This is a genomic window from Methylophilus sp. Leaf408 (assembly GCF_916856905.1).
In the GTDB taxonomy this organism is placed as follows: Bacteria; Pseudomonadota; Gammaproteobacteria; order Burkholderiales; family Methylophilaceae; genus Methylophilus.
Map to the genome: position 1 here is coordinate 86,779 of NZ_CAKASK010000003.1, position 25,826 is coordinate 112,604.

Consider the following 25,826-nt stretch of genomic DNA (forward strand, 5'->3'; position numbering starts at 1 on the left):
CTGTATTCTGGGTGTTGCCTGTGCAAGATATTCGTTGGAAAGCGTTCTGGCTGCTGTTCTTCTGGTCTTTCTGCTGCCTGATCCTGGGTTGGGCCACTAGCGCCGACACTGCGTGGCTAGTATTTACAGCAGGTATTATTGCTTACCAGGCGGGGCATCTTTACTGGATGCACCGGCTATATCAATGGTCACTAAAACCCGGCCTCAACTTCATGCCCAATGGCAAAGGTATATGGGAAGACATCTTTGCCAACCTTTACCAGGAAATGCGCCGTCATTCGCGTAGCCAAAGCCAGCTCAGCAGTACCTTGGAAAGATTACGCCACGCTACAAGTGCCTTGCCCGATGGCGTGGTGGTGCTTAATCACCGCAATGAAATCGAGTGGTTTAACGAGCCAGCTGTACAACGCCTGGGCCTGAAACGCCAGCATGATGAAAATCAGCCTATCTATTATTTATTACGTCAGGCTGAGTTCGTGCAGTATTTGCAGAGCGAAGATTACAGCGAGCCACTGAAGCTCAAATCCTGGCGCAGCCCGGATGTGTCGCTAGAATTACAAATTATCCCTTTTGCCAGCAAGCAGCGGTTGCTGATTTGCCGCGATATCTCAGCCTTGGAAAGAACTGAAATCATGCGCCGCGATTTCGTTGCGAATGTGTCGCATGAGTTACGCACACCTTTGACCGTGGTGGGTGGTTTCCTGGAAACCATCGGCGATATGCAAGGCGAGATTTCCGCCGATATACAACCTTATTTTGAGATGATGCAGGCGCAAACCACCCGCATGCGGCGCATCATTGAAGACTTGCTGACATTGTCCAGTCTGGAGAATAATGTCACGCTCAAGGATGAAATCGATATTGCGATGGAACCTATGCTCAATCAGTTATTGAAAGATGCGAAGGCGTTAAGTCATGGCCAGCATAAAGTGACGTTACATAATGATGCCAATGTGAATATCCGCGGCAGCTACAGTGAGTTATTCAGCGCCATGAGCAACCTGACCAGCAACGCGGTGCGTTACACGCCGGAGCACGGCAATATTGATATTTTCTGGCAGATGCAGGATGAGCAAGTGGTATTTAGTGTGCAGGATACCGGCATCGGCATCGAATCCCAGCATTTACCCAGATTAACCGAGCGTTTTTACCGCGTAGATAGCGGGCGCAGCCGTGATACCGGCGGCACAGGTCTTGGCTTGTCGATCGTAAAACACATATTGCATCATCACCAGGCGATTTTGAAAGTGGAAAGTGAACCGGGGCACGGCAGCCGTTTCAGCATTATATTCCCGGCCCAAAGGGTGCTTGTGGCATGAAATGGGTGGGCTGCAGCTGGATGAGCATATTGTTGCTTGCCGCCTGCAGTACCAATCCTGGCGGTGGTTATGTCGATTCCCCAAATGGTAAGCCGCTACCCATCCGGCAGGACCGCAACACCCTGCATCAGTTAATTAAGAATGACACTGACCGGCTGGCGGATATTGAATATAGCGAAAATGCAGCCAGCATGCGCCTGTTAATGCTGAAGCTCTACAAACGCAACCCTGCAGAAGCGCACAAATCTGGGCTAGGCACCCCGGACCAGATTGCCACACAGGTATTTGATCAGGTAAGTACACATCAATGGCGGTTTGAGGCCTTAGGTGGTGCACAAGACACAGCAGCAATCAAGCTGGCTTTGAATCCACAATTCAGTGGTGACCGTGTGCTGGCACTGATCGTGGGCATGCAATCCATGTTATACCGAGCGCACGGCAATAAATCCGCTTTTTTCCTGATCGATAGTATTGAGCCGCAAAACTTGTACAATGCAGCGCGCAATATTGAAATTGCTGTATGGAAACTAGGCACCGCCAAAAATGCGCGCGGCGAACTATTGTTATTGACCAACAGCATGCAAACGGATGGCCAGAACCTGAGTTTTGAGCGTGAATTCAGCAAGCTGATAGCCCGCACCGATTTGCTGGCTTTCATGCTGGCGGAAAAATCGCAACGCTTTATTTCAAGGCTGACCCAAAGCATTAGCACTATGCCTTTCCTCCCTTTTAGATAAGTATTAGATACTGCCATGCAAGAAGCACTGACCCTACTTAACGGTTTGACCCCGACGCAATTTATGACGGAATACTGGCAAAAAAAGCCGTTACTGATCCGTGGCGCAATCCCCGGTTTTAAAGGCATGCTGACACCGGATGAACTGGCTGGTTTGGCTTGTGAAACAGAAGTACCATCAAGGCTGATTCAGTTTGATCCAGAACATGCGGATGCAGGAGCAGGTTGGCAGGTGGCGCACGGCCCGTTTGAAGAAGATGATTTCGCGGCGCTGCCCTCGCAGCACTGGACATTATTGGTTCAGGGCATGAATCACATCCTGCCCGAAGCGCAAGCTTTACTGGCACATTTTAATTTTATACCAACAGCCAGGCTGGATGATGTCATGGTCAGCTATGCACCGACTGGTGGAGGCGTGGGGCCGCACATCGACAGTTATGACGTTTTTCTCCTGCAAGGTGCGGGTAAGCGACGCTGGTCTATCAGTCAGCAGGATGACTTGCGCCTGATTCCGGATGCGCCCTTGCGTATCCTTTCACATTTTGTCAGCGAGCAGGAATGGGTGCTGGAACCTGGCGATATGCTGTATCTGCCGCCAAATATAGCCCATTGGGGCGTGGCTGAAGATGATGATTGCATGACCTATTCGATTGGGTTTCGTGCACCGGCAGCAAGAGAACTGGCAGTGGAATTCCTGGATGCCTGCCGCCAGGAAGGATTGTCGGATGAGCTGTACCGGGATCCCGAATTGCAACCAGTTTTAGATGCTACGGCAATTGACCAGGCAATGGTGAAGCGGGTAAGTGGCATGCTGCAACGGCTGACCTGGCAGCCGGAAGCGTTGGGGCCATTTCTGGCCCGCTATTTCACTGAGCCGAAATCCTATGTGGTTTTTACGCCAAACCGCAAACTGAGCCTGGCCAAGTTTACTGACCAAGTACGCGAGTCAGGTGTTACACTGGACCTGCAAACACAGATGTTGCATTGGCAAGGCCAGTATTTTATCAATGGTGAAGTTGTTGAGTTGGCTGATGAATGTGGGCATTTACTCAATTCACTGGCTAATCAACGACAACTGGGCGCACGGCTTTTTCATTCAGAGAATGCCAAGATGTTGCTTGCCTGGCTGCGTGATATGTACCTGCTTGGCTATCTGCATTTGGGCGAAATATGATCCTCGCAGCGCTAATTTGAACCAATTGCGACATATTTTTGTCAAAAAATGCAGAGTTGTTGTTCTTATGCAAAAAAATCCTCTGTTTTTGATTGTACTTACATTCTTTTTTTAATAAATTACTGATACAATTTTTCTACTCGGCGAGTTCTTGCATATCAGAATTGTGCCGTACACAAAATTTTGCTCATACATACTAAGGAAATAAAGATGACACGTTCTGCATTGTTGGCTGCATTGTTGGCTTTGGCTTTGACCGCTTGTGGTGAAAAACCAGCTGAAGAGGCTCCTGCTGTTGAGGCTCCTGCTGCTGAAGCTCCAGCTGCTGAAACACCAGCTGCTGAAACTCCAGTTGAAGCTGCTCCTGCTGAGGCTGCACCAGCTGAAGCTGCTCCTGCTGAAGCTGCTCCTGCTGAAGAAGCTAAGTAATTCAGACAGTAATCTGAATTACCTGATGATAGAGAAGCCGACGCAAGTCGGCTTTTTTATTTTGTGCCACATCAGTTAAATATTTAAGCTGCAGTTTTCAAGTCGGTTAACTCGTTAGCAATCTGACAAATGCGAATAAAGTCGTCTGCAACCAGAGAAGCGCCGCCAATCAAACCGCCATCTACATCCGGCATACTCAGTAATTGTGCTGCGTTACTCGGATTTACACTGCCGCCATAAAGCAGATCCATTTTTTCTGCTACCTGTTCATCCAGCAATCCAATATGCCCACGGATAAATGACAGGATAGCTTGCACGTGTTGTGGTGTAGCGGCTTTGCCAGAACCGATCGCCCATACCGGTTCATAGGCAATCACGCCTTTGGATAATGCCTGAATCCCTACATGCGCAATCACCGGATTTAATTGACGCACGACCACCAGGTCGGTTTCACCTTGTTCATACTCCTCCAGCGTTTCACCTATGCACAATATGGGTGTCAGCCCGGCTTTGAGCGCCGCTTCAAACCGTTCACCACAGCTTTCATCACTGTCATGCCCCCGCTGCCTGCGTTCTGAGTGGCCGATAATCACATAGGTGCAACCAAACTCTTTCAGCATCACCGGAGAAACCGAGCCTGTATAAGCACCTTTCTCAAAGCGGCTCATATTTTGTCCGCCCCAGGCAATATGGCTGTTTTGCAGGATATGTTGTGCCTGATACAGATACGGGTGCGGCGGGCAAACCGCATAGCGGGCATGATGCTGCTGGGTATGCAGCAGCAGGCTCTGCATGAATTGTTGATTATCGGGCAAGCTGCCGTGCATTTTGCGATTGGCAACCACCAGTTTCGGGCGATTCGACATCACACGGTTCCTATAAGGGTTTTCTTCTTATAATGACGGATATTTTTCGGAAAACTTGACCCTATGCCGCAACTTGATTTTTCCTTGCAACTCGCCTCACAAGAAAACAACCTGCCTACCGAGGCAGAATTCAGGCGCTGGGTGCGTGCGGCTTTACGTGTAGATACCAGCGTGACTATCCGGATTGTGGATGCAGAAGAAGGGCGTGTATTAAATGCGACTTATCGCGGCAAGGATTATGCGACCAACGTGCTGACGTTTCCGCTTACCGAACATCCGCACTTGATGGGTGATATCGTTATTTGTGCGCCAGTGGTTGCGAGAGAGGCTATCGAGCAGGGCAAAACGTTGCTGGCGCATTATGCGCATATGACTGTGCATGGCGTTTTGCATTTGCATGGCTATGACCATGAAGTAGATGCGCAAGCAGCGCTGATGGAATCGATGGAAATGGCCGCCATGCAGAAGCTGGGCTTTGCCAACCCCTATGTTGAATAGTCTTTAATCTGCGTACTTAAATCGTTACAATCTCCACATGGATATCTTGGAAAACAGCCAGGTAAAAATCAAAGGTGAAACGCTCTCTGAGCTGCCGCAGGATTTGTATATACCGCCGGATGCGCTGGAAGTTTACCTGGACACGTTTGAAGGTCCACTGGATTTATTGCTTTACCTGATCCGCAAGCATAACCTGGATATCCTGGATATCCAGATGGCGCAGCTGACCGCCCAATACATGGCTTACGTCGAAAAAATGAAAGCCATTAAACTCGAGTTGGCCGCAGATTATTTGCTGATGGCAGCCATGCTGATTGAAATCAAGTCACGCATGCTGTTGCCTAAACCAACTGAAGTGGAAGAAGAGGATGATCCACGCGCGGAGCTGGTCAGGCGCCTGATGGAGTACGAAGCCATCAAGCTGGCTGCACAACGGCTGGATGCATTGCCCAAAGTGGGTGAAGAGATTGATGTCGCCGCCGCGTATTACCAGCATATCAGCCAGGTAAAACCTCCCGAGGTCAGCCTGGATGACCTGGTGGAGGCCTGGCGTAATGTACTCAAACGCGCCAAGCTAAACCAGCACCACAAACTTGGCAGGGCAGAACTTTCGGTGCGTGAGCATATGAGTTTGTTATTGCGTCGTTTAAGCACGGCAACGGTGTTACGGTTTGATGAGTTGTTTGACCTTGAAACGGATGGCGTGCCTAAATTGGTAGTGAGTTTCCTGGCGATGCTGGAACTAGCAAAAGAAGGCCTGATCCGTATCACGCAACAAGAAGCATTCGGGACCATTTATGTGCAGGCGAATGCGCATGATTGAGGAGGAATATAGTGCGTGATCCGGATAATATCCAGGAGATGAAGCAGATTCTGGAAGCGGCGTTGCTGACATCGCCGCAGCCGTTGGCGCTAGATGATTTGCTTAAATTGTTTGCCGGACGCATGGAACGCGCTACGCTGCGCATGCTGCTGGACGAACTAAAAGCAGATTGGCTGGATAAAACACTGGATTTAGTGCAAGTGGCCAGCGGCTACCGCTTTCAGGCCAAGCCGGAATACAGCGAGTATATCTCGCGCCTGAACCCTGAACGACAACCAAAATATTCACGCGCAGTGATGGAAACCCTGGCTATTATTGCCTATCGCCAGCCCGTAACGCGTGGCGATATTGAGCAGATCCGCGGTGTGGCGGTAAACCCGAATGTGATTCGCCAGTTGCAGGAACGCGACTGGATCGACGTGGTCGGCCAACGTGAAGTGCCCGGCAGGCCATCATTATATGCAACTACCAAACATTTTCTGGATGACCTGGATTTGCGTTCGCTGGCAGAATTGCCGCCCTTTGAAGCGTTTGCACAAGCAGAAATTCCGCTGGAATAACTTGTGATGCGGGATTCATTACTTAAAATCCGTATTAGTCATGAAGGTAATACAGCGCTTGGCCCCGGCAAAATAGAATTGTTACTGATGATAGAACAACATGGCTCCATCTCAGCTGCGGCCAAGCAAATGCAGATGTCTTACCGCAGGGCCTGGGAACTGGTGGATGTCATGAATCGCTGCTTTGACCAGGTTGTTGTGCTGAGCTCTACGGGAGGTACGCATGGTGGTGGTGCGCAAGTAACTGAATTCGGCAAATCGCTTATTGGTGCATATCAACAGATTCTAAAAAAATCGGCAGAGGCATCCGCAGATGAACTTGACCTGATTACACGGCACCTGAGAAAAGCGTAATTTTTTTGAGTGTCGTAATGCATGTACGGATATAACGATGGTAGCATTACTGAATGTTGACAATTGTTGCGCAAGAGCATTTTCTTAATGATTAAACGGGATGGAAATATGAAAAAATGCGGTTGGCTGCACTTGTCTTATGTGAGCGCTTTGGTAGGTCTTTGCCTGGTCAATGCATTGGCGCACGCAGAAGAGGGGAAAATTAAAGTATTTGCCGCAGCCAGCTTGACCGATGTGATGAATGTATTGGTCAAGCATTATAGCCAGCAAGCTGGCGTGCAAGTCGTGCCAGTCTATGGTGGATCGGGTACTCTTGCCAAGCAACTGGAACAGGGTGCACCTGGTGATATGTTTATTTCTGCCGATGAAAAATGGATGCAATACCTGAAAGACAAGCAATTGCTACAAAATGCCACTATCAAACCATGGCTGAGTAATCGCCTGGTGCTGATCACGCCACTAGCCAAGCCATTGAACATAAAAGCCGAGGCATCTGTAGATGTGAACCAGCAGGCGCCTGGCTACTGGTGCACCGGCGATACACTGTCAGTCCCGGTCGGGATTTATGCCAAGCAGTCGCTGACCAGTCTGGGTTGGTGGGAAAAAGTAAGAAACAGGTTGGTCAGTACACAAGATGTACGTGCCACATTGAACCTGGTCGAGCGGGATGAGTGTGATGTGGGTATCGTGTATGCCAGCGATGCACAATCTTCAAACAAGGTAAAATTTGCTGGTGAATTCCCTGAAAACAGCCATGTGTCTATTGTGTATCCGATGGCATTATTGCCGCAGGCATCCGCCGCAACTGCCTCGTTTTATAAGTATCTACAATCAGTCGAGGCTAAAAAATTACTTGCTTCTTATGGCTTCAAGCCAGTCGTTGCAGAGTAAGCCATTGTTCTAATTACCATGTGGACACTGTCGCCTGCCGAACTTTCCATCGTGCTGCTTTCGCTGAAAGTAGCGGCCTGGTGCGTGGTTATTTTGCTTTTACCGGCAATGGCAATGGCGTGGCTATTAGCCAAAAAACGTTTTTGGGGACAGTCGCTGCTGGATGCGATGGTGCATTTACCTATGGTATTACCACCTGTTGTATTGGGCTATATGTTGCTGGTATTGCTTGGCCGCAGAGGCTGGATCGGTGCCTGGCTATATGAACAGTTTCATATTCAATTCACTTTTAATTGGTGGGGTGCCGTGATTGCCTCGGCGGTGATGGCGTTTCCCTTGATGGTGCGCTCAATCCGGCAGGCATTGCTCCAGGTAAATCCGCTTCTGGAGCAGGCCGCCCAAACACTGGGTGCATCTCCAATCAGGGTATTCCTGACTATCACTTTGCCATTGTCTTACCATGGACTGCTCACGGGCAGCATCCTGGCATTTAGCCGTAGCCTGGGCGAATTTGGCGCGACTATTACCTTTGCCGGCAATCTGGAAGGCGAAACCCGCACCTTACCATTGGCGATTTACAGTTTGACGCAAACTCCCGAGGGAGATGCCGCTGCGCTCAGGTTGGTAATTTTGAGTGTATTGGTATCTATTTTCGCGTTGCTCGCCAGTCAATGGCTGGAAAGACGGCTGATCAGGAGCCAACGCTGATGCTGCATGTAGATATTCAGATCAACAAGCCTTATGCTGTCGCGGCGACACAGCCTGTGTTTACCGTTGAAGCCAGGTTTGATTTGAAGCCTGGCGACTGCCTCGGCATTATGGGCGCCTCCGGCTGCGGAAAAACTACTTTGTTGCATAACATCGCTGGCTTGTTAATGCCTGCCTCCGGCATCATTCAAAGTGATCAGCAGGTATGGTTTGATTCAAAAAAAGCGATCAAACGTCCCCCATGGCAGCGGCAGGTAGGTATCGTATTTCAGGATGGGCGTTTATTTCCACATCTGGATGTGCAGCAGAATCTAGTGTATGGCATGCCGAAACGAAAAATTTCCATTTCAATGGAAGAAGTCATACATGTGCTGGATATCGGCACGCTCACCAAACGCAAACCTGGCCAGTTATCCGGCGGTGAAAAACAGCGCGTTGCGATTGGCCGCGCTTTGCTAAGCCAGCCTGCTGTACTGCTTATGGATGAACCGTTAAGTGGCCTGGATGATGCATTGAAACAGCAGGTACTGCCTTACATCAGAAAAGTAATCACTACTTTTGGATTGCCGACTGTGTATGTCAGCCATGTGCGGGAGGAAGTGACAGAGATTGCCAACGAAGTATTAGTGCTGGCGCAAGGGCAATTGCGCCAGCCGGGTTGAAACTTTAAAGCTTAGTGATGATGACCACCGGCACCATGTACGTGCTGATGCTCGATTTCTTCTTTGTTTGCTGAACGCACATCTTTAATCGTCGCGGTAAACAGCAGGCGCTGACCCGCCCAAGGATGATTGCCGTCAACGACGACTTTGCCATCCGCAATATCGGTAATGGTATACAAAATCACATCGCCTGTTTCGTCTTCACCTTCAAACTGCATACCGACTTTTAACTCTTCAGCTGGGAAAGCGCTGGCTTGCTCGATTTGTACCAGGCCGTCATCGTATTCACCGAAGCCATCTTCAGGATCCAGGCTCACTTCAATCACATCGCCTACATTTTTACCGTGCATGGCTTCTTCAACTTTAGGGAAAATATTGTCGTAACCGCCGTGCAGATAGGCCACCGGTTGCTGGCTTTCTTCCAGTGTTTCGCCATCAGTGTTCTGTAGTTTGTAAGTCATACTGACTACGGTGTTCATTGCTACTTGCATGTGAAATGTCCTAGGTTATCCGGTAATAAAACATTATTCTAAAGGATATTGCCGGAATGGTGTCACTCTCGCTGTTGATAATGTTGACCAAAATGCTTGCGCCAGAGCCATGGGGGAGTCGGGTTGGTTTGTTGCCATAGACCCAATGCTTGTTGCTGCGCTTGTTGTTGCAATGATGCTAATTCTGCCCTAGATGAGTAGCGGCTGTTAAACCAGGCCATCCCTTGTGCAACTTGATATTGGCTGGCGTCTGTGTGATTACAGTATAAATGGCCTAGGGTGCGTCCGTAAGGATCTGTGCCGATGGCCTGCACTGTAATCTTGCTATTGCAAAGTGCCATCAGGGTACGTTTCGATTGTTTGCCGAAGCTTTGCTCGGATTCAGGCGCGTCAATATCCAGCAACCGCAGGTGGTAAGTTCTACCCTGGTCCAGAATGATAACGGTATCGCCATCAATGACTTTTTTCAAAACGGGTTCAGCTTGCGCGTGAATGCTAAGCACAAAAGGCAGTAATAACAGCCAGATATTTGGCATATTAATCCAGCAGGCTGGTGTAGTTTTCTGGCGTTAATACGGTGGGGATCGCCTCGGGCAGCAGCTCCGGATAATCTTTGCTGTAATGCAGTCCACGGCTCTCCTGGCGCTCAATTGCGCAGCGGACGATGAGTTCTGCCACCTGTAACAAATTACGCAGTTCAATCAGGTCGTGGCTTACTTTAAAGTTACTGTAAAACTCGTGTACTTCGTCGCGCAACATGTGAATGCGATGTAAAGCCCGGCTTAACCTTTTGGTGGTGCGCACAATGCCGACGTAATTCCACATGAATCGACGCAATTCATCCCAGGTGTGCGTAATCAGTACTTCTTCATCGGCATCAGTGACGCGGCTTTCATCCCAGTCCGGTAGTGAAATGGTAGGCTGCTGACCAGAGGCTTGAATGTCTTGCGCGCAACTTTCGCTGAATGCCAGGCACTCAAGCAGCGAGTTGCTTGCCAGGCGGTTCGCGCCATGCAAGCCAGTGCAGGCGGTTTCGCCAATTGCATACAGGCAATCAATATCGGTGCGCCCATGCATATCAGTCATGACGCCACCACAGGTGTAATGCGCAGCGGGCACGACCGGGATCGGCTGCTTGCTGATATCTATCCCAAGTTGTAAACAGCGTTTGTAAATGTTGGGGAAGTGCGACTGGATAAACTCCAGCGGCTTATGGCTGATATCCAGATAAACACAGTCCAGCCCGCGTTTTTTCATCTCAAAGTCAATCGCACGCGCGACCACATCGCGTGGCGCCAGTTCTGCCCGCTCATCATGCAAATGCATAAAGCGTGTGCCATCTGGCAAGGTCAGCAATCCGCCCTCTCCGCGCAATACCTCCGAGATCAGAAAAGATTTGGCGTGCGGGTGGTACAAGCAGGTCGGATGAAACTGCACAAACTCCATATTTGCGACGCGGCAACCAGCCCGCCATGCCATGGCAATACCGTCCCCGGTACTGATATCGGGGTTGGTTGTGTAAAGATAAACCTTGCCTGCGCCACCCGTTGCAGTCACTGTATATTGCGCCGAAAGCGTAGTCACATGCCCGGTCTGGCTATTGAGTACATACGCACCCAGGCAACGATTAGGGCCATCAGTGGCCGTTTGCTGGAACAGCTTGTGCGTGGTGATCAAGTCGACTGCAATATGGTGTTCGAGAACGGTGATGTTCGGGTGTTCACGTACGCGGTCTGTTAAGGTGGTTTGTACCGCCTGACCGGTGGCATCTGCCACATGCACGACCCGGCGGTAACTATGGCCGCCTTCGCGCGTCAGGTGCAGGCGGTCATCTTCAGGCTCGCGGGTAAAGTTAACCCCTTGCTGCAATAACCATTCAATACTGGCACGGCCATTATTGACCACCATACGGGTGACTTCGCTATCACACAGTCCGGCACCGGCATCTAAAGTATCCTGAATATGCGCTTCGATTGAATCTTCACTATTGTGTACCGCTGCAATGCCACCTTGCGCCCAGTTGCTGGCGCTCATAGAAAGCTCGCGTTTACTCAATATGCAAATACGGTAATTATCAGCCAGCCGCAGGGCCAGAGATTGACCAGCCAATCCGCTGCCAATTATGAGGACATCAAATACTTTATTCATATTGTTGTAAAGGCAGAGGAACTTTTGTAGAAAAAGCCGTGTCAGAAATTTGTCTGTATTGCATGTTGCAATCGCAGGCAAAAATAAGGGATGAGACGATGTTACACACAACAAAATTAGAGGCGTTAACGCGCACCGGGTTCGTCGAAAGCAATACAAAAGCGTATACTACTCCCAATCATAAAATTACCCAAGGGAGTCATCGCGATATGACTGTTCAGGCGGCAAACGCCAAACAGCTTGAGAATAGAGAGTTCGACCAACTGTTGGTTGAACGTGCCCAGCAGGGCGATAAACGTGCATTTGGCCTGTTGGTCGAAAAGTACAATCGTAAGCTCGGAAGACTATTGTCGCGTATGATCCGCGACCAGGCTGAAGTAGAGGATGTGGTACAGGAATCCTTTATTAAAGCGTATCGCGCATTGCATAGTTTTCGCGGTGATAGTGCCTTTTATACGTGGTTATACCGTATTGGCATTAACACTGCCAAAAATTACCTGGTGTCTATGGGACGCAAGCCACAGGTGATGCAGGACGTTGAAATTGAAGACGTAGAAAATTTCGATGAGGGTCAGGACATGCGTACGATGGAGACGCCTGAAACCTCTCTCATGACTAAAGAAATCGCGCAAACCGTGAATGATGCGATTGCCGCGTTGCCTGAAGAGTTGCGCACAGCGATTACATTGCGTGAACTTGAAGGTTTAAGCTATGAAGATATTGCGACAGTGATGCAATGTCCGATTGGCACTGTCCGCTCACGTATTTTCCGTGCACGTGAGACTATTGCTGCAAAATTAAGACCATTGCTGGACACACCAAACCACAAACGTTGGTAATCCGGTAACACTATTAGTGCAGCCATTTGATGTAAACTTTTAAATAATGGGTGTTATGACAAACAATTTGTTAAATGCTAACATAAAAACATTGATTGACTTGGGGTTATTATGAAGCAGCAATTATCCGCTTTAATCGACGGCGAAGCCGATATTGAACGCTGTGAACATATATTTCTCGCGGCCAAATCTACTGGCGAAGTAGCGCAAGCCTGGCAGGAGTATCATGTGATTCGCGATGTGATGCGTGAAGAGTGTTGGGTGCAACCCGATATGACCAGCCGCATCATGGCAGAACTGAGTGATGAGCCTGTGGTATTGGCACCAAGAGCTGCTGCAGAGTCAGTGGTTCCAATAAAGTCACGACCCAGTAAATACGTTTGGTCTATTGCAGCGTCTGTAGCAGCTGCTTTTTTTGTCGGTATGTTTGTGCTCAACCAGCCTGCAACTGTTGATTCGGTGCAAATTGCTGACAGTGAAACTGATCAATATGTCATGGCGCATCACAATTACTCACCTAATAGTGCGACGTACTATATTCATAATGTAACTTACGCTGGCGAATAGCTTTAACTGTGATTGGTATGTCTGTGCAGTTTGTAATTCGTGCGGTATTTGCGTTAGTGCTCTGCCAACAGGCAGTCGCAGATGAAGATTTATGGGTCACTATGCAGAAAACAGCTTCTGCAGCCAGGGAGCTTAACTACCAGGGATTATTTATCTATCATAACGGAGCGATTATTCGCTCCGTTCAAATTACCCATATCAATGAAGCCGGCCGTGAATTTACCCGCAATGTCGTCCTTGATGGCCGTCCGCGTGAAGTGTTTAGCGAAGGTGACGATATTGTTATTTTTAATGCAAAAAATGACAAGGTAGTGATCGAAAAGCGGCGTGGTCAGAACCTCTTTCCGGCCATGCTGCCGACCCAGCTTCAACCTCTTAAGCAAAACTACAAGTTGAAATTCGTTGGCCAGGAGCGGATTGCCGGGCGTCTGGCTCAAGTAATCGACATGATCCCCAATGACAACCTGCGTTATCAATACCGCGTCTGGTCTGATAGCGAATATGGCTTGTTGTTGAAGATGAGCATGCTGGATGTGCAAGGTCATACCCTGGAACAAATCGGTTTCAATCAGGTATCCATGTTGCAAACCAAAGACCTGGATTGGTTCCAACCCAAGATCGACGCTTCCAAACCTTATGTGATGGATGACACCACCGATTTGACCCATGTGGAAAATAATCTGGTAATCGCAAACCTGCCTGCCGGGTATAAAAAGGTAGACCAGATCCGCTTGCGGGTCCCGGGTCGTACGGTGCCAGTCCAACAATTAATTTTTTCTGATGGCCTTGCTTCAGTGTCGCTGTTTGTTGAGCCTGTGATCAAAGGCATGCAACCTCGCATTGGCAAAAAAACCATGGGTTCGACCAATGTATACGCCCATGTCTTAAACGGCTATCAATTGGTGGTTGTAGGTGAAGTGCCGGCGCAAACCGTTGAGCAAATTGCGCAGCAGGTGACTTTTAAGAAGTAATCAAACTTGATGATTTCTATCTGTCCTCCTTGCTGCATGCACTCCCAGAATTATTTTCATCCCTGATATTTCCTCATTCATGACAAATTCCTCTAATGAATCAATATTGGATGAGCTGGTAACGTCTGGCGTATTGTTGTGGAGTGATTGTCAAATGAAAGCTCTTTGTTTTTGTGCGTGTAATCACCATATGTAGAAAGTGTTTTAACAGTGACGAGGCTTTCTTGTTTGGCTGCTATGAATAAGTCTTTGAAAATATTGAATTAATTGATTAAATAATAGGAAAAATCATGATGAAGCAATGGATTTCTGCAGTGTTTCTGACATGCACCATGTCAGTGAGTATGTTTGTCATGCCGGCGCAGGCCAAGGATTTGCCTGACTTTACAGAGCTAGCAGAAAAACAAGGACCTACAGTGGTTAATATAAGCATTACCTCGGTAGTTCACGGTGGCGGTGGGATGGGTTTCCCTGGCATGCCTAATGATGAAAATCTGCAAGAATTGCTGCGCCGGTTCGGTATTCCGGGTATGCCTGGTATGCCGGGCCAGGAAGGCGGGCAGGACTACAAAACGCAGTCATTGGGTTCAGGGTTTATCATCAGCAGTGACGGCTATATTTTGACCAATGCGCACGTGGTGAGTGAAGCTGATGAAGTGCTGGTAAAGCTGTCTGACAAGCGCGAATTCAAGGCAAAAATCATTGGTGCCGACAAACGTACCGATGTTGCCCTGATTAAAATTGAAGCAACTGGCTTACCTAAAGTAGTCGTGGGTGATCCAAGTGCATTGAAAGTCGGCGAATGGGTAGCAGCGATTGGTTCTCCTTTCGGCCTTGAAAACACCATGACAGCCGGTATTGTCAGTGCCAAAGGTCGTGCCCTTCCACAAGAAAATTATGTTCCATTTATCCAGACCGATGTTGCGATTAATCCTGGTAACTCAGGCGGTCCGCTATTTAACCTGCGCGGTGAAGTGGTTGGTGTGAACTCCCAGATTTATAGCAAAAGTGGTGGCTCCATGGGGCTGTCATTCAGCATCCCGATTGATGTAGCTATTGATATTTCCAATCAGTTGAAGGCGACTGGCCGTATTTCACGTGGCTGGTTAGGCATTGGTATTCAGGAGGTGACTAAAGATTTGGCGGATTCTTTTGGCCTGAAACAAACCAGTGGCGCACTGATTGCCGGCGTGGAAAAAAATAGTCCCGCAGACAAAGGTGGTCTGGAAGTTGGCGATATTATCCTTAAGTTTGACGGTAAACCAATTGTAACTTCCGGTGATCTGCCGCGTGTTGTCGCTTCAATCAAACCTGGTAAAGTCGTGCCAGTGGAAATTGTGCGTAAAGGCACCAGCAAGACACTGCAGTTAGGCGTTGGTGAAATGCCAAACGAGCAAGCCGAAGCCCCTGCTTCGAGCAAAGAGCCTTCTAAATCAGAATCCAATAAAATCGGCCTTACCTTGCGTGAATTAACACCACAGCAAAAGAAAAAGCTGAATGGAAAAAATGGCTTGCTGGTGATTGAAAGCGTCGGTGCAGCGGCGCAAGCAGGTATCCGCCGTGGTGATGTGATTCTTGGCCTGAACAACAATGAAAGCCAAAGTGTAGATTTGTTCAATAAGCAGATCAACGCTGTGCCTTCCGGAAAAACGGTGGCAGTGCTGGTGCTGAGAGGCGAAAATACTTTGTATGTTCCTATCAAGGTAAGCAAATAAATATGGGTTTTAAAGCGCAGCAAACATTCAGTGTTTTAAAATAAATCCCTGATAAATAGGCGTTTGCTGTAAAATGCCAGCAAATTCGGAAAGGCGCGTAAAGCGCCTTTCTTGCTTGTAATCAACCTATAGCAGAACATGAAGAATATTCGTAATTTCTCGATTATTGCCCACATCGACCATGGCAAATCGACACTGGCTGATCGCATCATTCAAATGTGCGGTGGGCTGGAGGCGCGCGAAATGGAAGCGCAGGTGCTGGATAGTATGGATATCGAGCGTGAGCGCGGTATTACGATTAAAGCGCAAACCGCCGCCCTGCAATACAAAGCCAACAACGGTGAAACGTATTTCCTCAACCTGATTGATACGCCAGGGCATGTGGATTTCAGCTATGAAGTCAGCCGTTCGCTCTCTGCCTGTGAAGGCGCTTTGCTGGTCGTAGATGCCTCACAAGGTGTTGAGGCGCAAAGTGTAGCTAACTGTTACACCGCGATTGAACTGGGGGTTGAAGTTACCCCTGTCCTGAATAAAATAGATTTGCCTTCTGCCGACCCGGCACGCGTTTCCCAAGAGATTGAAGATGTGATTGGCGTAGATGCCACCGATGCTGTGCGTTGCTCCGCCAAAACCGGCGAAGGCGTACGCGATGTGCTCGAAGAAGTGGTTGCCAAAGTCCCGCCGCCAAAAGGTGATGTCGATGGTCCTTTAAAAGCGTTAGTGATTGATGCATGGTTTGATAACTATGTAGGCGTAGTGATGCTGGTGCGCGTGGTTGATGGCGTATTGCGCGCCAAAGATAAAATCCGCCTGATGGCAACCGGCGCTGAATACTTGTGTGAGCAAGTCGGTGTGTTTACACCAAAGTCGCTGCAACGCCCGCAATTAAGCGCAGGTGAAGTAGGTTTTATTATTGCAGGTATTAAAGAGCTTGCAGCCGCTAAAGTCGGCGATACGGTCACTTTAGCTGGTAGAAAGGCTTCTGAGCCTCTGCCTGGTTTTAAAGAAGTTAAGCCACAAGTGTTTGCCGGTTTATATTCTGTTGAGTCCAACCAGTTTGAAGGTCTGCGCACCGCACTGGAAAAGCTGAGCTTGAATGACTCAAGTCTGCAGTTTGAGCCGGAAAACTCGACTGCACTGGGCTTTGGCTTCCGTTGTGGCTTCTTAGGCTTGCTGCATATGGAGATCGTACAAGAGCGCCTGGAGCGCGAGTACGATATGGACCTGATCACCACTGCACCTACCGTGATTTACGAGCTGTTGCTCAAAACCGGTGAAGTGGTGCAGATTGAAAATCCGTCCCGCCTGCCTGAGCCTTCCCGGGTTGAAGAGATTCGCGAGCCTATGATTGTGGTCAATCTGTTGATGCCGCAAGATTATGTCGGGCCGGTGATGACCTTGTGTAATAACAAACGCGGCATCCAGCGCAATATGCAGTATATGGGCCGCCAGGTGATGCTGAGTTACGAAATGCCGCTGAACGAAGTGGTGCTGGATTTCTTTGATAAATTGAAATCTGTTTCACGCGGTTATGCATCGATGGACTATGAATTCCTGGAGTTCCGTGCCGCCGATCTGGTGAAGCTGGATATCATGGTCAACGGAGAGCGCGTCGACGCTTTAAGCCTGATTGTGCATCGTGCAAACAGTCTTTATCGTGGCCGTGAACTGGTCTCCAAAATGCGCGAACTGATTCCTCGCCAGATGTTTGATATTGCCATCCAGGCATCAATTGGGGCTAACATCATTGCCCGTGAAACCGTGAAGGCCATGCGTAAAAACGTGATTGCCAAGTGCTACGGTGGCGATATTACGCGTAAGCGCAAATTGCTGGATAAACAAAAAGAAGGTAAAAAACGCATGAAGCAGGTTGGCAATGTGGAAATTCCACAAGAAGCCTTCCTGGCGATTCTGCGCGTTGAAGATAAATAAACGGGAAACCCCGCTTTCTACAGGGAACGAGCATGTATTTTGCAATTTTTATGTTGGTGATTTTGCTGGTATCCGGCGCTATCTGGTTGCTGGATATCCTGGTCCTGCGCAAAAAACGCCAGGCAAGTGCCTTGGGTGATGTGCCTGATCCATGGTATGTGGAATACAGCAAAAGCTTTTTCCCGGTCATCCTGCTGGTGTTCACGGTGCGCTCATTTATCGTTGAACCGTTCAAAATTCCTTCCGGTTCCATGATGCCGACATTGCTGGCTGGCGACTATATTCTGGTTAACAAATTCACTTATGGCTTACGTGTGCCTATCCTGAACAATGTGTTTTATCCGGTGGATAAACCTAAGCGTGGTGACGTATTCGTGTTTCATTACCCGCCAGACCCATCGATTGATTACATTAAACGTGTGGTGGGTTTGCCGGGCGATAAAATTCAATACCGTGACAAACAGCTGACTATCAATGACAAAGTCATTAACCTTGATTTCATTGAGCCCTATAAATATGCATTGAATGTGAACGACGAAAGTGGCAGTTCACGCGCGGTGGATGTGACTGCTTCACGCCTGACGGAGCAGTTGGGCGATGTCAAACATGATGTACTGATCCATGACATCATGAATCAGTATAGCCCTGGCAGCCTGGGTGACCGCTTAATGCAAGGCGAAGCGATCACTGTGCCTGAAGGCCAGTACTATGCCATGGGCGATAACCGCGACAATAGTTCTGATAGCCGTGTCTGGGGCTTTGTTTCAGAGAAATATCTGGTTGGTCGGGCGTTTTTTATCTGGTTTAACTTTGACCAGTGGCGTCGTATCGGGCAAAGTATCGGTTAATGTCGGTCGTCATCGTTTAGGCAATCACCATTTGTGGAGAGATGGCATATGAAACGTTCTCATATTTCAACGCAGACTTCAGCAAAGCCGCAACGCGGGTTAGGCTTGATCGGTTTTCTGCTGGTGTTAACTGCAGTGGGTATTCTGGGCATGGTGGCACTGAAAGCGTTGCCATCCTATATGGAATATTTCTCGATTCAATCGACTGTCAACCGCCTGGCGCATGACCCTATGCTGCAAAGTGATGCCGATATCCGTGCCGCGTTTGACCGCCAGATGCATGTGGATATGATCAAGACCGTGCAAGGCCGCGATTTGACTATCGCCAGCGGTGCTGTAGCTGTGCGTTACCAAAAAACGATTCCCCTCACAGACACTATCAGTTTGCTGATCGATTTTGATGCGGCCAGCAAAGCATCACAGTAGGTGAGATGAGCGCGCTTCCAGTCTTACAGACCCGCATCGGTTACAGCTTCACGCAGCCTGAGTTGCTGCAGCAAGCGCTCACACATCGCAGTTTTTCGGCCAGCAATAACGAACGCCTGGAATTTTTAGGCGATAGCGTGCTCAACTTTATTATTGCGCATCAGTTATTTAATTTATTCCCTGATATACCAGAGGGAGACCTCAGCCGCTTGCGCGCCAAGCTGGTAAAAGAAGCCAGCCTCGCCGAGATCGCTATTACACTGAATCTTGGCGACGCACTCAAACTCGGTGAAGGTGAATTGAAGAGCGCAGGCTGGCGCAGGCCTTCTATCCTGGCGGATGCGCTGGAAGCCATTGTCGGTGCAGTCTACCTGGATGGCGGCTTTGCAGCCGCCGAACAAGTGGTGGCGTTGCTATACCGCGAAACACTCACCACTATCAACCCGAAGGTGATTGATAAAGACGCCAAGTCACAATTGCAGGAATACCTGCAAAGTAAAAAGATGGACCTGCCCGAGTATCAGGTAGCGTCTATCGAAGGCGAGGCACACGCACAGACCTTTACCGTGCAATGCTTTATCAAGAAACTAAATATCACTACTACTGGTGCCGGCACTAGCCGCCGCGTGGCAGAACAGCAGGCGGCCAAGCTCGCCATGGAAAAAATTCAATCATGACAGAACATATAGAACCTACTGAAGATTTCCGTTGCGGCACCGTTGCTATCGTTGGCCGGCCAAACGTTGGTAAATCTACCTTACTGAATCATATCCTGGGCCTGAAGTTAGCCATTACTTCACGCAAGGCGCAGACCACACGCCATCGTTTACTCGGCATCCATACCACTGAGGATACTCAATTCCTGTTTGTGGATACGCCGGGCTTCCAGCAGAAACATATCAATGCTTTAAACAAAACCCTGAACAAAACAGTGACCCAGGTATTGTCTGAGGTTGATGTGGTGCTGTTCGTGATCGAGCCGATGAAGCTGGGCGAAGCAGATGAGCTGGTCCTGAAACTGTTACCTAAGAACAAGCCGGTCTTGCTGGTAGTGAATAAAGCAGATTTGATGGGGGATAAAGGTAATTTATTGCCATTGATCCAGGACTTTGATCTGCTGTTTGAGTTTGCCGGTATCATCCCGGTCAGTGCAAAAAAGAACCAGAATCTGGATGGCTTGCTGGACGCGGTGCGGGAGCATTTGCCGGAACAGCCAGCGATATATGGTGAAGATGAACTCACCGACAAGAATGAACGCTTTTTAGCCGCCGAGTTAATTCGCGAAAAAATATTCAGGTTGGCAGGTGATGAGTTGCCTTACTCAATGACGGTAGAAATTGAAAAGTTTGAAACCGTCAAAAAACTTCGTCGCATTTTTGCTGTGATTATTGTCGATAAAGACAGCCAGAAACCCATGATCATTGGCAAGGGTGGCGAGAAACTCAAACAAATCTCCACAGAAGCGCGCCAGGATATGGAAAAGCTGTTCGGCTCCAAAGTTTACCTGGAAACCTGGGTCAAGGTTAAAGGTGGCTGGGCAGATGACGAGCGTGCATTAAAAAGCCTAGGGTTTTAGTCGCCTGCACTGGCGGTCGCATCATGGCTGTGAGCATCCCTAATGTTGCTGCACTCAAGCAATCGCAACAGCCAGTCTTTATTCTCCACACGTATCCTTTCAAAGAAACCAGCCTGGTGGTTGAAATGTTCAGCCGCGATTTTGGACGGATTGCAGGCGTAGCAAAAGGCGCCCGTCGTCCGCTTTCAGCCATGCGTGGTATGTTGCAATCCTTTCAGCAACTGGCTGGCACCTGGTCAGGTAAAAATGAACTCAAAACCTTGCACGGCCTGGAATGGCTGACTGGCCTGACCTTACTTAAAGGCGACGCGCTGATGTGCGGTTTTTACATGAATGAGCTGCTGTTGCGCCTGCTGCCGCGCGACGATGCGCATGTGCAACTGTTTGAGTATTATGCCGAAACCGTACAAATACTTTCTACGCTTACCCACGAAACCGGCAGTGGCCAACTGGCAGAAATCATGCGCCGGTTTGAATTGAAAATGTTGCAAGAGCTGGGTTATGCCGTGCCACTGACGCATGATGAAAATGGCGAGATTATTCATGCCGAAGAAACCTATCGATTCGAAGCCGACTATGGCGCTTGTGCCTTAAACGTTACCAAGAATGGTGTGCTGATTCAGGGCCGGTCCTTGCTGGATATGGCCCGTGGAAGTTACAGCAACACAACCACACAGGTGCAAAGCAAGCAATTGATGCGCTATTTGTTACAGCATTACCTTGGTGAAAAGCCCTTGCATACCCGCCAGTTGCTGGTCGATCTGCAAAGCTTCTAAGCTTATCTAGCGTGAAATAAAAAGCCTTAAATAGCCAGATTGTTGAGAGCATCCGCTGGCTAAGTTTATAATTCAAAAAAAACGTGGCAGCCAGCCAAAGCAATCGAAAGAACATATGTTGAAATTAGGTGTGAATATTGACCATGTCGCCACAATTCGCCAGGCACGTGGTACCAGGTACCCCAGTGTAGTGCAGGCAGCATTGCGTGCTGAACAGTCTGGTGCGGACAGTATTACGTTGCATTTGCGTGAAGATAGACGCCATATGCAGGATGCGGATATTTTTGCTTTGCGGCCTTTGCTCCAGACCAAGATGAATCTTGAATGTGCGGTGACCGATGAAATGCTGGATATCGCGATCCAGGTGAAACCGCAGGATGTTTGCCTGGTGCCGGAACGTCGCGAAGAGCGCACCACCGAGGGTGGTTTAGACGTGCTCACACACTACGCCAAAGTGGAACATGCGGTCAAGAAACTGTCCGACCAGGGGATACGCGTGTCATTGTTTATCGCGCCGGATCTGGCGCAGATCGATGCCGCAGTGAAAATCGGTGCGCCGGTGATCGAAATACATACCGGTACATTTGCCGATGCCGACACTGAAAAAACGCAAACTGAAGAGTTACGCAGAGTAGAGGCAGCCCTGCATCATGCGAAAGCCAGTGGCCTGGTAGTCAATGCGGGGCATGGCCTGCATTATCACAACGTACACCGCATCGCGCGTTTACCGGGGTTTGAAGAGCTGAATATCGGCCATGCTATCGTCGCGCATGCCTTGTTTGTCGGTTGGGATAATGCGGTGCGTGAGATGAAATCCCTGATGAAAGAGTTTTCAGCCAGGTAATGCAGCCCATCCAGTTTTATAATTGCAGTGAGTCATTCATACGAATGCGTCTGTTAAAAGTATTTGGCGATGCCTAATATCAATGCAAAATTGTTTTGCGAGGTGGTCAAATGATCTTTGGAATAGGGACTGATATTGTTGAAGTCGAGCGCATTCAAGCCTCGCTGGACCAGTTTGGTGAGCCATTTGCCAAACGCATTCTGGCCGAGTCTGAATGGGCGGATTACCAGGCCAGCCAGTTAAAAGCGCGCTTTCTTGCCAAGCGGTTTGCCGCCAAGGAGGCCTTTGCCAAAGCGATTGGCACCGGCATTCGCGGCGATGTCAGCTTTCATAATATTGCTGTCACCCACGATGCGCTGGGTCGGCCACTGCTGCAATTGGCCGCGACATTACAAGGCTTCCTCAAACAACATCATATCCACCAGTCACATATCAGTATCAGCGACGAGAAAAATCTGGCGCTGGCTTATGTCGTACTGGAAACCGTAAGCAAGTGACATTAGCAAATACAGTCGTGGCAGAAGATAATGAACGCCGCTTTTCCGGCGTGCGTCGGTTATATGGCGAGCAAGGCTTGCAGCAACTACAAGCGGCGCATGTATTGGTGATAGGCCTGGGCGGTGTTGGCTCATGGACAGTAGAAGCACTGGCGCGCAATGCCGTGGGCAAGCTGACCCTGGTCGACCTGGATAATATTTCGGTATCTAATATCAATCGGCAAATCCATGCGCTGGATGAAAGTGTAGGTAAAGCCAAAGTCACTGCCATGCATGAGCGGATTGCGCAGATTAATCCGGCCTGTGACGTGGTCGAGATCGAGGACTTTATTTCAGCAGAAAATATGGCAGCGGTGCTAGCAATGCACCCGGATATGGTGGTCGATTGCATGGATGATACCAAATCGAAAATTGCACTGGCCAATTATTGCCATCAGCAGCAATTGCCGCTGATTGTGGTGGGTAGTGCTGGCGGCAAGCTCGATGCGACGCGTATCCAACTGGCGGATCTGGCACATGTGCATGGCGACCGTATGCTGGCAAAAATCCGTAATCAGTTGCGTCGTGATCATGGTTTCCCCAAAGCCAGTAATAACAAAAAATCAGCCAAATTCGGCATCACTGCGGTGTATTCCGATGAGCCGGTGGAAAAACCAGCCGAAGCCTGTGATGCCCAGGCAGGATTGACCGGCCTCAATTGCGCCGGTTATGGTTCGAGTATTTGTGTCACTGCCAGTTTCGGCTTTATCGCTGCGCAGCATGCCCTGCAACAATTAGTGTTTTCGCACTAATCCTCTTTTCAATTCAATTTGCGCTTCGCAGTGAGTTTGGCGTAAATTGACACACTACTGTTATAAGATTGTTGAACAATCTTTAAGATGTAACGTCTACCCAATAGAAAACAGCGAATAGAAAACAGGCATAGACATTGCATAGTTAAACTTCTGATTGAGGTTAGTGCAGGGGTTTCCAGTCTGTCTTCTTTATTTAGGGCCGCATGAAGGTGGGTTAAAGTTTCGCTGCAAGTATCGCTAAAACCATAACAAAGGTATCTGCCATGCAATTGGATGTATTTCTGAAACAGGTTTCACTGAATCATGCATTGAACGTGCTGATATGGCACGCAGCCCAGGCTGGTATTGAGATTGCTGACCTGGTCAAGCAAGGCGCATTACAAGGGGTGACCGAGAAAACCACCAGCACGAATGTGCAGGGTGAAACCCAGATGCAACTGGATATCCGTAGTCATGAAGTCGCTCTTGAACAATTTCGTGCTTCTGCCGTGGTAGCCGGTGTAGTCTCTGAAGAAACAGAAGAAGCGATTGTTTTTGAAACCGTGGATGCACCGTTTCTGGTCTGCATGGACCCGCTGGATGGCTCTTCCAACTTATCTATCAATGGCGTGGTCGGCAGTATTTTTTCTATATTACCGAATACCGGTGTTGCAACCCAGGGCGAGCTGGCTTTTCTACAACCAGGACAGGCACAACGGGCAGCGCTGTACATAATGTATGGGCCAGCGACGTTAATGGTATTGACGCTAGGCCAGGGTACACATGTATTTACGCTTGACCATGAAAATGACAGCTTTGTACTTACCCAGCAAACGGTCGAAATTCCGGCTGAGACTTCCGAATTCGCCATCAATGCCAGCAATCAACGTTACTGGCAGCCAGCAGTGAAGCGTTACATAGATGAGTGTTTACAAGGCGCAGAAGGTGAACGCGGCCGTGATTTCAATATGCGCTGGTGCGCCAGTATGGTGATGGATGTGCATCGCATCCTGGCGCGTGGTGGTGTGTTCTTATATCCAAGCGACAATAAACAGCCGATCAAGGCCGGGCGTTTAAGATTATTGTATGAAGCCAACCCGATGAGCCTGCTAGTGGCACAGGCGGGCGGTGAAAGCATCACTGGCCTGGAAGATGTCCTCGCAATACAACCCACGTCCTGCCACCAACGGGTCCCGGTTTTACTGGGGTCCAAAAAAGAAATCCAGCGCTTGCGTGAATATCACCAGCAAGCCACAGAATAAAGGAGTTTTGCATGGCATTGATTTCCCTCAGGCAGTTACTCGATCACGCCGCCGAAAATAGTTACGGCTATCCTGCTTTCAATATCAATAATATGGAGCAGATCATCTCCATTATGAAAGCTGCTGACGAAGTAAACAGTGCGGTTATTTTGCAGGCTTCGGCTGGGGCACGTGGCTATGCTGGCGAGTCCTTTCTGCGCAAGATGGTAGAAGCAGCCATCGAGCAGTTTCCACATATTCCGGTGTGTATGCACCAGGACCACGGCACTTCTCCCAAAATTTGCCAGATGGCGATCCGTAGTGGCTTCTCCAGCGTGATGATGGATGGATCGTTAAAAGAAGATCACAAAACCCCGGCCAGTTATGAATACAACATGGATGTGACGCGGCGCGTCGTAGAGTTTGCTCATGCAGTGGGTGTTTCTGTAGAAGGCGAATTAGGTGTACTGGGATCACTTGAAACCGGCATGGCTGGAGAAGAGGATGGTGTGGGCGCCGAAGGAAAGCTGGATGAATCCCAGCTATTGACCGACCCGGACGAAGCGGCTGCGTTCGTTGAAGCGACCAAAGTAGATGCGCTGGCTATAGCGATTGGCACCAGTCACGGTGCTTATAAATTCACACGTCCGCCGTCAGCGGATACCTTATCCATCAAGCGTATCCAGGAAATTCACGCCAAGATTCCCAATACACATCTGGTTATGCACGGTTCCTCTAGTGTGCCGCAAGAATTCCTGGAAAGAATCCGCCATTATGGCGGTAACATCAAGGAAACCTATGGGGTACCGGTTTCCCAGATTGTGGAAGGCATCAAGAGCGGTGTGCGCAAAGTCAATATTGATACCGATATCCGCCTTGCAATGACTGCAGCCATTCGGGAATACTTCGTAGAACATCCGGAAGAGTTCGATCCACGGGGTTACTTTAAAGAGGCTACCAACGCGGCGCAACAACTGTGTAAGGAACGCTTTGAAGCCTTTGGCAGTGCAGGGCAGGCAGGTAAAATCAAAGTGGTTTCCCTGGAAAAAATGGCCGCCATTTATTAAATGATTGAACGGTTGTTGGGTAAAGCTGCCATAGATGATAACGTTGCCAGCTAACTGGCACCGAAAACATCATCCAACTTACCCGCTTGCTCTTA

General features: G+C 49.0%; 30 protein-coding genes. 26 read left to right on the forward strand and 4 right to left on the reverse strand.

The annotated features are described in order from the left end of the window. The first annotated feature begins 20 nt into the window (after positions 1-20). The 4 genes from phoR to LPA26_RS14035 all read left to right on the forward strand — a co-directional run bounded on the left by phoR (position 21) and on the right by LPA26_RS14035 (position 3,658). Complete coding sequence (gene phoR, locus LPA26_RS14020; protein ID WP_082504840.1) at positions 21-1,319, forward strand: phosphate regulon sensor histidine kinase PhoR; 1,299 nt, start codon at positions 21-23, stop codon at positions 1,317-1,319. Further along, on the forward strand, positions 1,316-2,056 hold the full coding sequence (locus tag LPA26_RS14025; RefSeq protein ID WP_229008829.1) for a hypothetical protein: 741 nt from the start codon (positions 1,316-1,318) through the stop codon (positions 2,054-2,056). The genes phoR and LPA26_RS14025 overlap by 4 nt, the downstream gene beginning before the upstream one ends. A gap of 15 nt (positions 2,057-2,071) precedes the next feature. Next, positions 2,072-3,229: a cupin domain-containing protein gene (locus LPA26_RS14030; RefSeq protein WP_229008830.1), complete on the forward strand. Its 1,158-nt coding sequence runs from the start codon at positions 2,072-2,074 to the stop codon at positions 3,227-3,229. A 210-nt stretch (positions 3,230-3,439) separates the two neighbouring features. Next, positions 3,440-3,658, forward strand: a complete 219-nt coding sequence (locus LPA26_RS14035) for a hypothetical protein (protein ID WP_055827555.1) — start codon at positions 3,440-3,442, stop codon at positions 3,656-3,658. Between the two features lie 83 nt (positions 3,659-3,741). On the opposite strand, the gene tpiA is transcribed toward LPA26_RS14035, so the two are convergent. Beyond that, the gene (tpiA, locus tag LPA26_RS14040) at positions 3,742-4,524 is read right to left on the reverse strand and encodes a triose-phosphate isomerase (RefSeq protein WP_229008831.1); all 783 of its coding nucleotides are present in this window, start codon (positions 4,522-4,524) and stop codon (positions 3,742-3,744) included. A 63-nt stretch (positions 4,525-4,587) separates the two neighbouring features. Here tpiA and ybeY point away from each other — a divergent pair, with 63 nt between their 5' ends. The 7 genes from ybeY (at position 4,588) to LPA26_RS14075 (ending at position 9,020) form a co-directional block, all read left to right on the forward strand. After that, a complete protein-coding gene (gene ybeY / locus LPA26_RS14045) occupies positions 4,588-5,022 on the forward strand; it encodes an rRNA maturation RNase YbeY (RefSeq protein WP_229008832.1) in 435 nt (144 codons plus the stop codon). A gap of 37 nt (positions 5,023-5,059) precedes the next feature. Further along, a complete protein-coding gene (locus LPA26_RS14050; RefSeq protein ID WP_055827545.1) occupies positions 5,060-5,845 on the forward strand; it encodes a ScpA family protein in 786 nt (261 codons plus the stop codon). Positions 5,846-5,856: 11 nt separating this feature from the next. Then, positions 5,857-6,405, forward strand: coding sequence for an SMC-Scp complex subunit ScpB (scpB, locus tag LPA26_RS14055; RefSeq protein ID WP_055870360.1), 549 nt, complete (start codon positions 5,857-5,859; stop codon positions 6,403-6,405). 6 nt (positions 6,406-6,411) lie between these two features. Continuing rightward, a complete protein-coding gene (locus LPA26_RS14060) occupies positions 6,412-6,759 on the forward strand; it encodes a winged helix-turn-helix domain-containing protein (protein ID WP_229008833.1) in 348 nt (115 codons plus the stop codon). A gap of 108 nt (positions 6,760-6,867) precedes the next feature. Continuing rightward, positions 6,868-7,650 carry a molybdate ABC transporter substrate-binding protein gene (modA, locus tag LPA26_RS14065; RefSeq protein ID WP_229008834.1) on the forward strand — a complete coding sequence of 261 codons (783 nt, stop codon included), beginning with the start codon at positions 6,868-6,870 and terminating at the stop codon, positions 7,648-7,650. An 18-nt stretch (positions 7,651-7,668) separates the two neighbouring features. Next, the gene (modB, locus tag LPA26_RS14070) at positions 7,669-8,358 is read left to right on the forward strand and encodes a molybdate ABC transporter permease subunit (RefSeq protein WP_229008835.1); all 690 of its coding nucleotides are present in this window, start codon (positions 7,669-7,671) and stop codon (positions 8,356-8,358) included. Next, a complete protein-coding gene (locus LPA26_RS14075; RefSeq protein WP_229008836.1) occupies positions 8,358-9,020 on the forward strand; it encodes an ATP-binding cassette domain-containing protein in 663 nt (220 codons plus the stop codon). Before modB ends, LPA26_RS14075 begins: the two co-directional genes overlap by 1 nt. An 11-nt stretch (positions 9,021-9,031) precedes the next feature. Here the strand turns inward: LPA26_RS14075 and LPA26_RS14080 are convergent, their stop codons facing one another. From LPA26_RS14080 to nadB, 3 genes are all read right to left on the reverse strand, one after another. Further along, positions 9,032-9,511, reverse strand: coding sequence for a peptidylprolyl isomerase (locus tag LPA26_RS14080; protein ID WP_055827529.1), 480 nt, complete (start codon positions 9,509-9,511; stop codon positions 9,032-9,034). Positions 9,512-9,573: 62 nt separating this feature from the next. After that, on the reverse strand, positions 9,574-10,047 hold the full coding sequence (locus tag LPA26_RS14085) for a thermonuclease family protein (RefSeq protein ID WP_229008837.1): 474 nt from the start codon (positions 10,045-10,047) through the stop codon (positions 9,574-9,576). Between the two features lies 1 nt (position 10,048). Continuing rightward, entirely contained in the window at positions 10,049-11,659 is a 1,611-nt protein-coding gene (nadB, locus tag LPA26_RS14090) for an L-aspartate oxidase (RefSeq protein ID WP_229008838.1), read from the reverse strand. Positions 11,660-11,868: 209 nt separating this feature from the next. Here nadB and rpoE point away from each other — a divergent pair, with 209 nt between their 5' ends. The 15 genes from rpoE to fba all read left to right on the forward strand — a co-directional run bounded on the left by rpoE (position 11,869) and on the right by fba (position 25,731). Further along, positions 11,869-12,498, forward strand: coding sequence for an RNA polymerase sigma factor RpoE (gene rpoE / locus LPA26_RS14095; protein ID WP_055827520.1), 630 nt, complete (start codon positions 11,869-11,871; stop codon positions 12,496-12,498). Between the two features lie 111 nt (positions 12,499-12,609). Beyond that, positions 12,610-13,065, forward strand: a complete 456-nt coding sequence (locus LPA26_RS14100) for a sigma-E factor negative regulatory protein (RefSeq protein ID WP_229008839.1) — start codon at positions 12,610-12,612, stop codon at positions 13,063-13,065. Between the two features lie 17 nt (positions 13,066-13,082). Next, positions 13,083-14,036 carry a MucB/RseB C-terminal domain-containing protein gene (locus LPA26_RS14105; protein WP_055870381.1) on the forward strand — a complete coding sequence of 318 codons (954 nt, stop codon included), beginning with the start codon at positions 13,083-13,085 and terminating at the stop codon, positions 14,034-14,036. A gap of 290 nt (positions 14,037-14,326) precedes the next feature. Continuing rightward, positions 14,327-15,751, forward strand: a complete 1,425-nt coding sequence (locus LPA26_RS14110; protein WP_229008840.1) for a DegQ family serine endoprotease — start codon at positions 14,327-14,329, stop codon at positions 15,749-15,751. Positions 15,752-15,889: 138 nt separating this feature from the next. Continuing rightward, a complete protein-coding gene (gene lepA / locus LPA26_RS14115) occupies positions 15,890-17,683 on the forward strand; it encodes a translation elongation factor 4 (RefSeq protein ID WP_229008841.1) in 1,794 nt (597 codons plus the stop codon). A 32-nt stretch (positions 17,684-17,715) separates the two neighbouring features. Next, positions 17,716-18,531: a signal peptidase I gene (gene lepB, locus LPA26_RS14120; RefSeq protein ID WP_055827507.1), complete on the forward strand. Its 816-nt coding sequence runs from the start codon at positions 17,716-17,718 to the stop codon at positions 18,529-18,531. Positions 18,532-18,579: 48 nt separating this feature from the next. After that, positions 18,580-18,957, forward strand: coding sequence for a DUF4845 domain-containing protein (locus LPA26_RS14125; protein ID WP_055870387.1), 378 nt, complete (start codon positions 18,580-18,582; stop codon positions 18,955-18,957). Between the two features lie 5 nt (positions 18,958-18,962). After that, positions 18,963-19,634, forward strand: coding sequence for a ribonuclease III (gene rnc / locus LPA26_RS14130; protein WP_055870390.1), 672 nt, complete (start codon positions 18,963-18,965; stop codon positions 19,632-19,634). Further along, positions 19,631-20,533, forward strand: coding sequence for a GTPase Era (era, locus tag LPA26_RS14135; RefSeq protein ID WP_055870393.1), 903 nt, complete (start codon positions 19,631-19,633; stop codon positions 20,531-20,533). The genes rnc and era overlap by 4 nt, the downstream gene beginning before the upstream one ends. A 23-nt stretch (positions 20,534-20,556) precedes the next feature. After that, positions 20,557-21,309, forward strand: coding sequence for a DNA repair protein RecO (recO, locus tag LPA26_RS14140; RefSeq protein ID WP_229008842.1), 753 nt, complete (start codon positions 20,557-20,559; stop codon positions 21,307-21,309). Between the two features lie 115 nt (positions 21,310-21,424). Continuing rightward, a complete protein-coding gene (pdxJ, locus tag LPA26_RS14145; protein WP_055827495.1) occupies positions 21,425-22,153 on the forward strand; it encodes a pyridoxine 5'-phosphate synthase in 729 nt (242 codons plus the stop codon). Between the two features lie 110 nt (positions 22,154-22,263). Further along, positions 22,264-22,650, forward strand: coding sequence for a holo-ACP synthase (gene acpS / locus LPA26_RS14150; protein ID WP_055827493.1), 387 nt, complete (start codon positions 22,264-22,266; stop codon positions 22,648-22,650). Next, positions 22,647-23,441 carry a ThiF family adenylyltransferase gene (locus LPA26_RS14155; RefSeq protein WP_229008843.1) on the forward strand — a complete coding sequence of 265 codons (795 nt, stop codon included), beginning with the start codon at positions 22,647-22,649 and terminating at the stop codon, positions 23,439-23,441. Before acpS ends, LPA26_RS14155 begins: the two co-directional genes overlap by 4 nt. A gap of 266 nt (positions 23,442-23,707) precedes the next feature. Continuing rightward, complete coding sequence (locus LPA26_RS14160) at positions 23,708-24,685, forward strand: class 1 fructose-bisphosphatase (protein ID WP_229008844.1); 978 nt, start codon at positions 23,708-23,710, stop codon at positions 24,683-24,685. Between the two features lie 11 nt (positions 24,686-24,696). After that, positions 24,697-25,731: a class II fructose-bisphosphate aldolase gene (gene fba, locus LPA26_RS14165; protein WP_055827484.1), complete on the forward strand. Its 1,035-nt coding sequence runs from the start codon at positions 24,697-24,699 to the stop codon at positions 25,729-25,731. The last annotated feature ends 95 nt before the right edge of the window (positions 25,732-25,826 follow it).

What these genes read in the sequence shown, in the direction of transcription:
- ybeY (WP_229008832.1), top strand. Translation starts at nt 4,588, where the DNA reads ATGCCGCAACTTGATTTTTCCTTGCAACTCGCCTCACAAGAAAACAAC.
- fba (WP_055827484.1), top strand. Translation starts at nt 24,697, where the DNA reads ATGGCATTGATTTCCCTCAGGCAGTTACTCGATCACGCCGCCGAAAAT.
- LPA26_RS14060 (WP_229008833.1), top strand. Translation starts at nt 6,412, where the DNA reads ATGCGGGATTCATTACTTAAAATCCGTATTAGTCATGAAGGTAATACA.
- LPA26_RS14050 (WP_055827545.1), top strand. Translation starts at nt 5,060, where the DNA reads ATGGATATCTTGGAAAACAGCCAGGTAAAAATCAAAGGTGAAACGCTC.
- pdxJ (WP_055827495.1), top strand. Translation starts at nt 21,425, where the DNA reads ATGTTGAAATTAGGTGTGAATATTGACCATGTCGCCACAATTCGCCAG.
- tpiA (WP_229008831.1), bottom strand. Translation starts at nt 4,524, where the DNA reads ATGTCGAATCGCCCGAAACTGGTGGTTGCCAATCGCAAAATGCACGGC.
- LPA26_RS14035 (WP_055827555.1), top strand. Translation starts at nt 3,440, where the DNA reads ATGACACGTTCTGCATTGTTGGCTGCATTGTTGGCTTTGGCTTTGACC.
- rnc (WP_055870390.1), top strand. Translation starts at nt 18,963, where the DNA reads ATGAGCGCGCTTCCAGTCTTACAGACCCGCATCGGTTACAGCTTCACG.
- recO (WP_229008842.1), top strand. Translation starts at nt 20,557, where the DNA reads ATGGCTGTGAGCATCCCTAATGTTGCTGCACTCAAGCAATCGCAACAG.
- LPA26_RS14025 (WP_229008829.1), top strand. Translation starts at nt 1,316, where the DNA reads ATGAAATGGGTGGGCTGCAGCTGGATGAGCATATTGTTGCTTGCCGCC.
- LPA26_RS14110 (WP_229008840.1), top strand. Translation starts at nt 14,327, where the DNA reads ATGATGAAGCAATGGATTTCTGCAGTGTTTCTGACATGCACCATGTCA.
- era (WP_055870393.1), top strand. Translation starts at nt 19,631, where the DNA reads ATGACAGAACATATAGAACCTACTGAAGATTTCCGTTGCGGCACCGTT.
- modA (WP_229008834.1), top strand. Translation starts at nt 6,868, where the DNA reads ATGAAAAAATGCGGTTGGCTGCACTTGTCTTATGTGAGCGCTTTGGTA.
- nadB (WP_229008838.1), bottom strand. Translation starts at nt 11,659, where the DNA reads ATGAATAAAGTATTTGATGTCCTCATAATTGGCAGCGGATTGGCTGGT.
- LPA26_RS14160 (WP_229008844.1), top strand. Translation starts at nt 23,708, where the DNA reads ATGCAATTGGATGTATTTCTGAAACAGGTTTCACTGAATCATGCATTG.
- LPA26_RS14075 (WP_229008836.1), top strand. Translation starts at nt 8,358, where the DNA reads ATGCTGCATGTAGATATTCAGATCAACAAGCCTTATGCTGTCGCGGCG.
- lepA (WP_229008841.1), top strand. Translation starts at nt 15,890, where the DNA reads ATGAAGAATATTCGTAATTTCTCGATTATTGCCCACATCGACCATGGC.
- rpoE (WP_055827520.1), top strand. Translation starts at nt 11,869, where the DNA reads ATGACTGTTCAGGCGGCAAACGCCAAACAGCTTGAGAATAGAGAGTTC.
- LPA26_RS14100 (WP_229008839.1), top strand. Translation starts at nt 12,610, where the DNA reads ATGAAGCAGCAATTATCCGCTTTAATCGACGGCGAAGCCGATATTGAA.
- LPA26_RS14105 (WP_055870381.1), top strand. Translation starts at nt 13,083, where the DNA reads ATGTCTGTGCAGTTTGTAATTCGTGCGGTATTTGCGTTAGTGCTCTGC.
- LPA26_RS14030 (WP_229008830.1), top strand. Translation starts at nt 2,072, where the DNA reads ATGCAAGAAGCACTGACCCTACTTAACGGTTTGACCCCGACGCAATTT.
- acpS (WP_055827493.1), top strand. Translation starts at nt 22,264, where the DNA reads ATGATCTTTGGAATAGGGACTGATATTGTTGAAGTCGAGCGCATTCAA.
- LPA26_RS14125 (WP_055870387.1), top strand. Translation starts at nt 18,580, where the DNA reads ATGAAACGTTCTCATATTTCAACGCAGACTTCAGCAAAGCCGCAACGC.
- modB (WP_229008835.1), top strand. Translation starts at nt 7,669, where the DNA reads ATGTGGACACTGTCGCCTGCCGAACTTTCCATCGTGCTGCTTTCGCTG.
- lepB (WP_055827507.1), top strand. Translation starts at nt 17,716, where the DNA reads ATGTATTTTGCAATTTTTATGTTGGTGATTTTGCTGGTATCCGGCGCT.
- LPA26_RS14080 (WP_055827529.1), bottom strand. Translation starts at nt 9,511, where the DNA reads ATGCAAGTAGCAATGAACACCGTAGTCAGTATGACTTACAAACTACAG.
- LPA26_RS14085 (WP_229008837.1), bottom strand. Translation starts at nt 10,047, where the DNA reads ATGCCAAATATCTGGCTGTTATTACTGCCTTTTGTGCTTAGCATTCAC.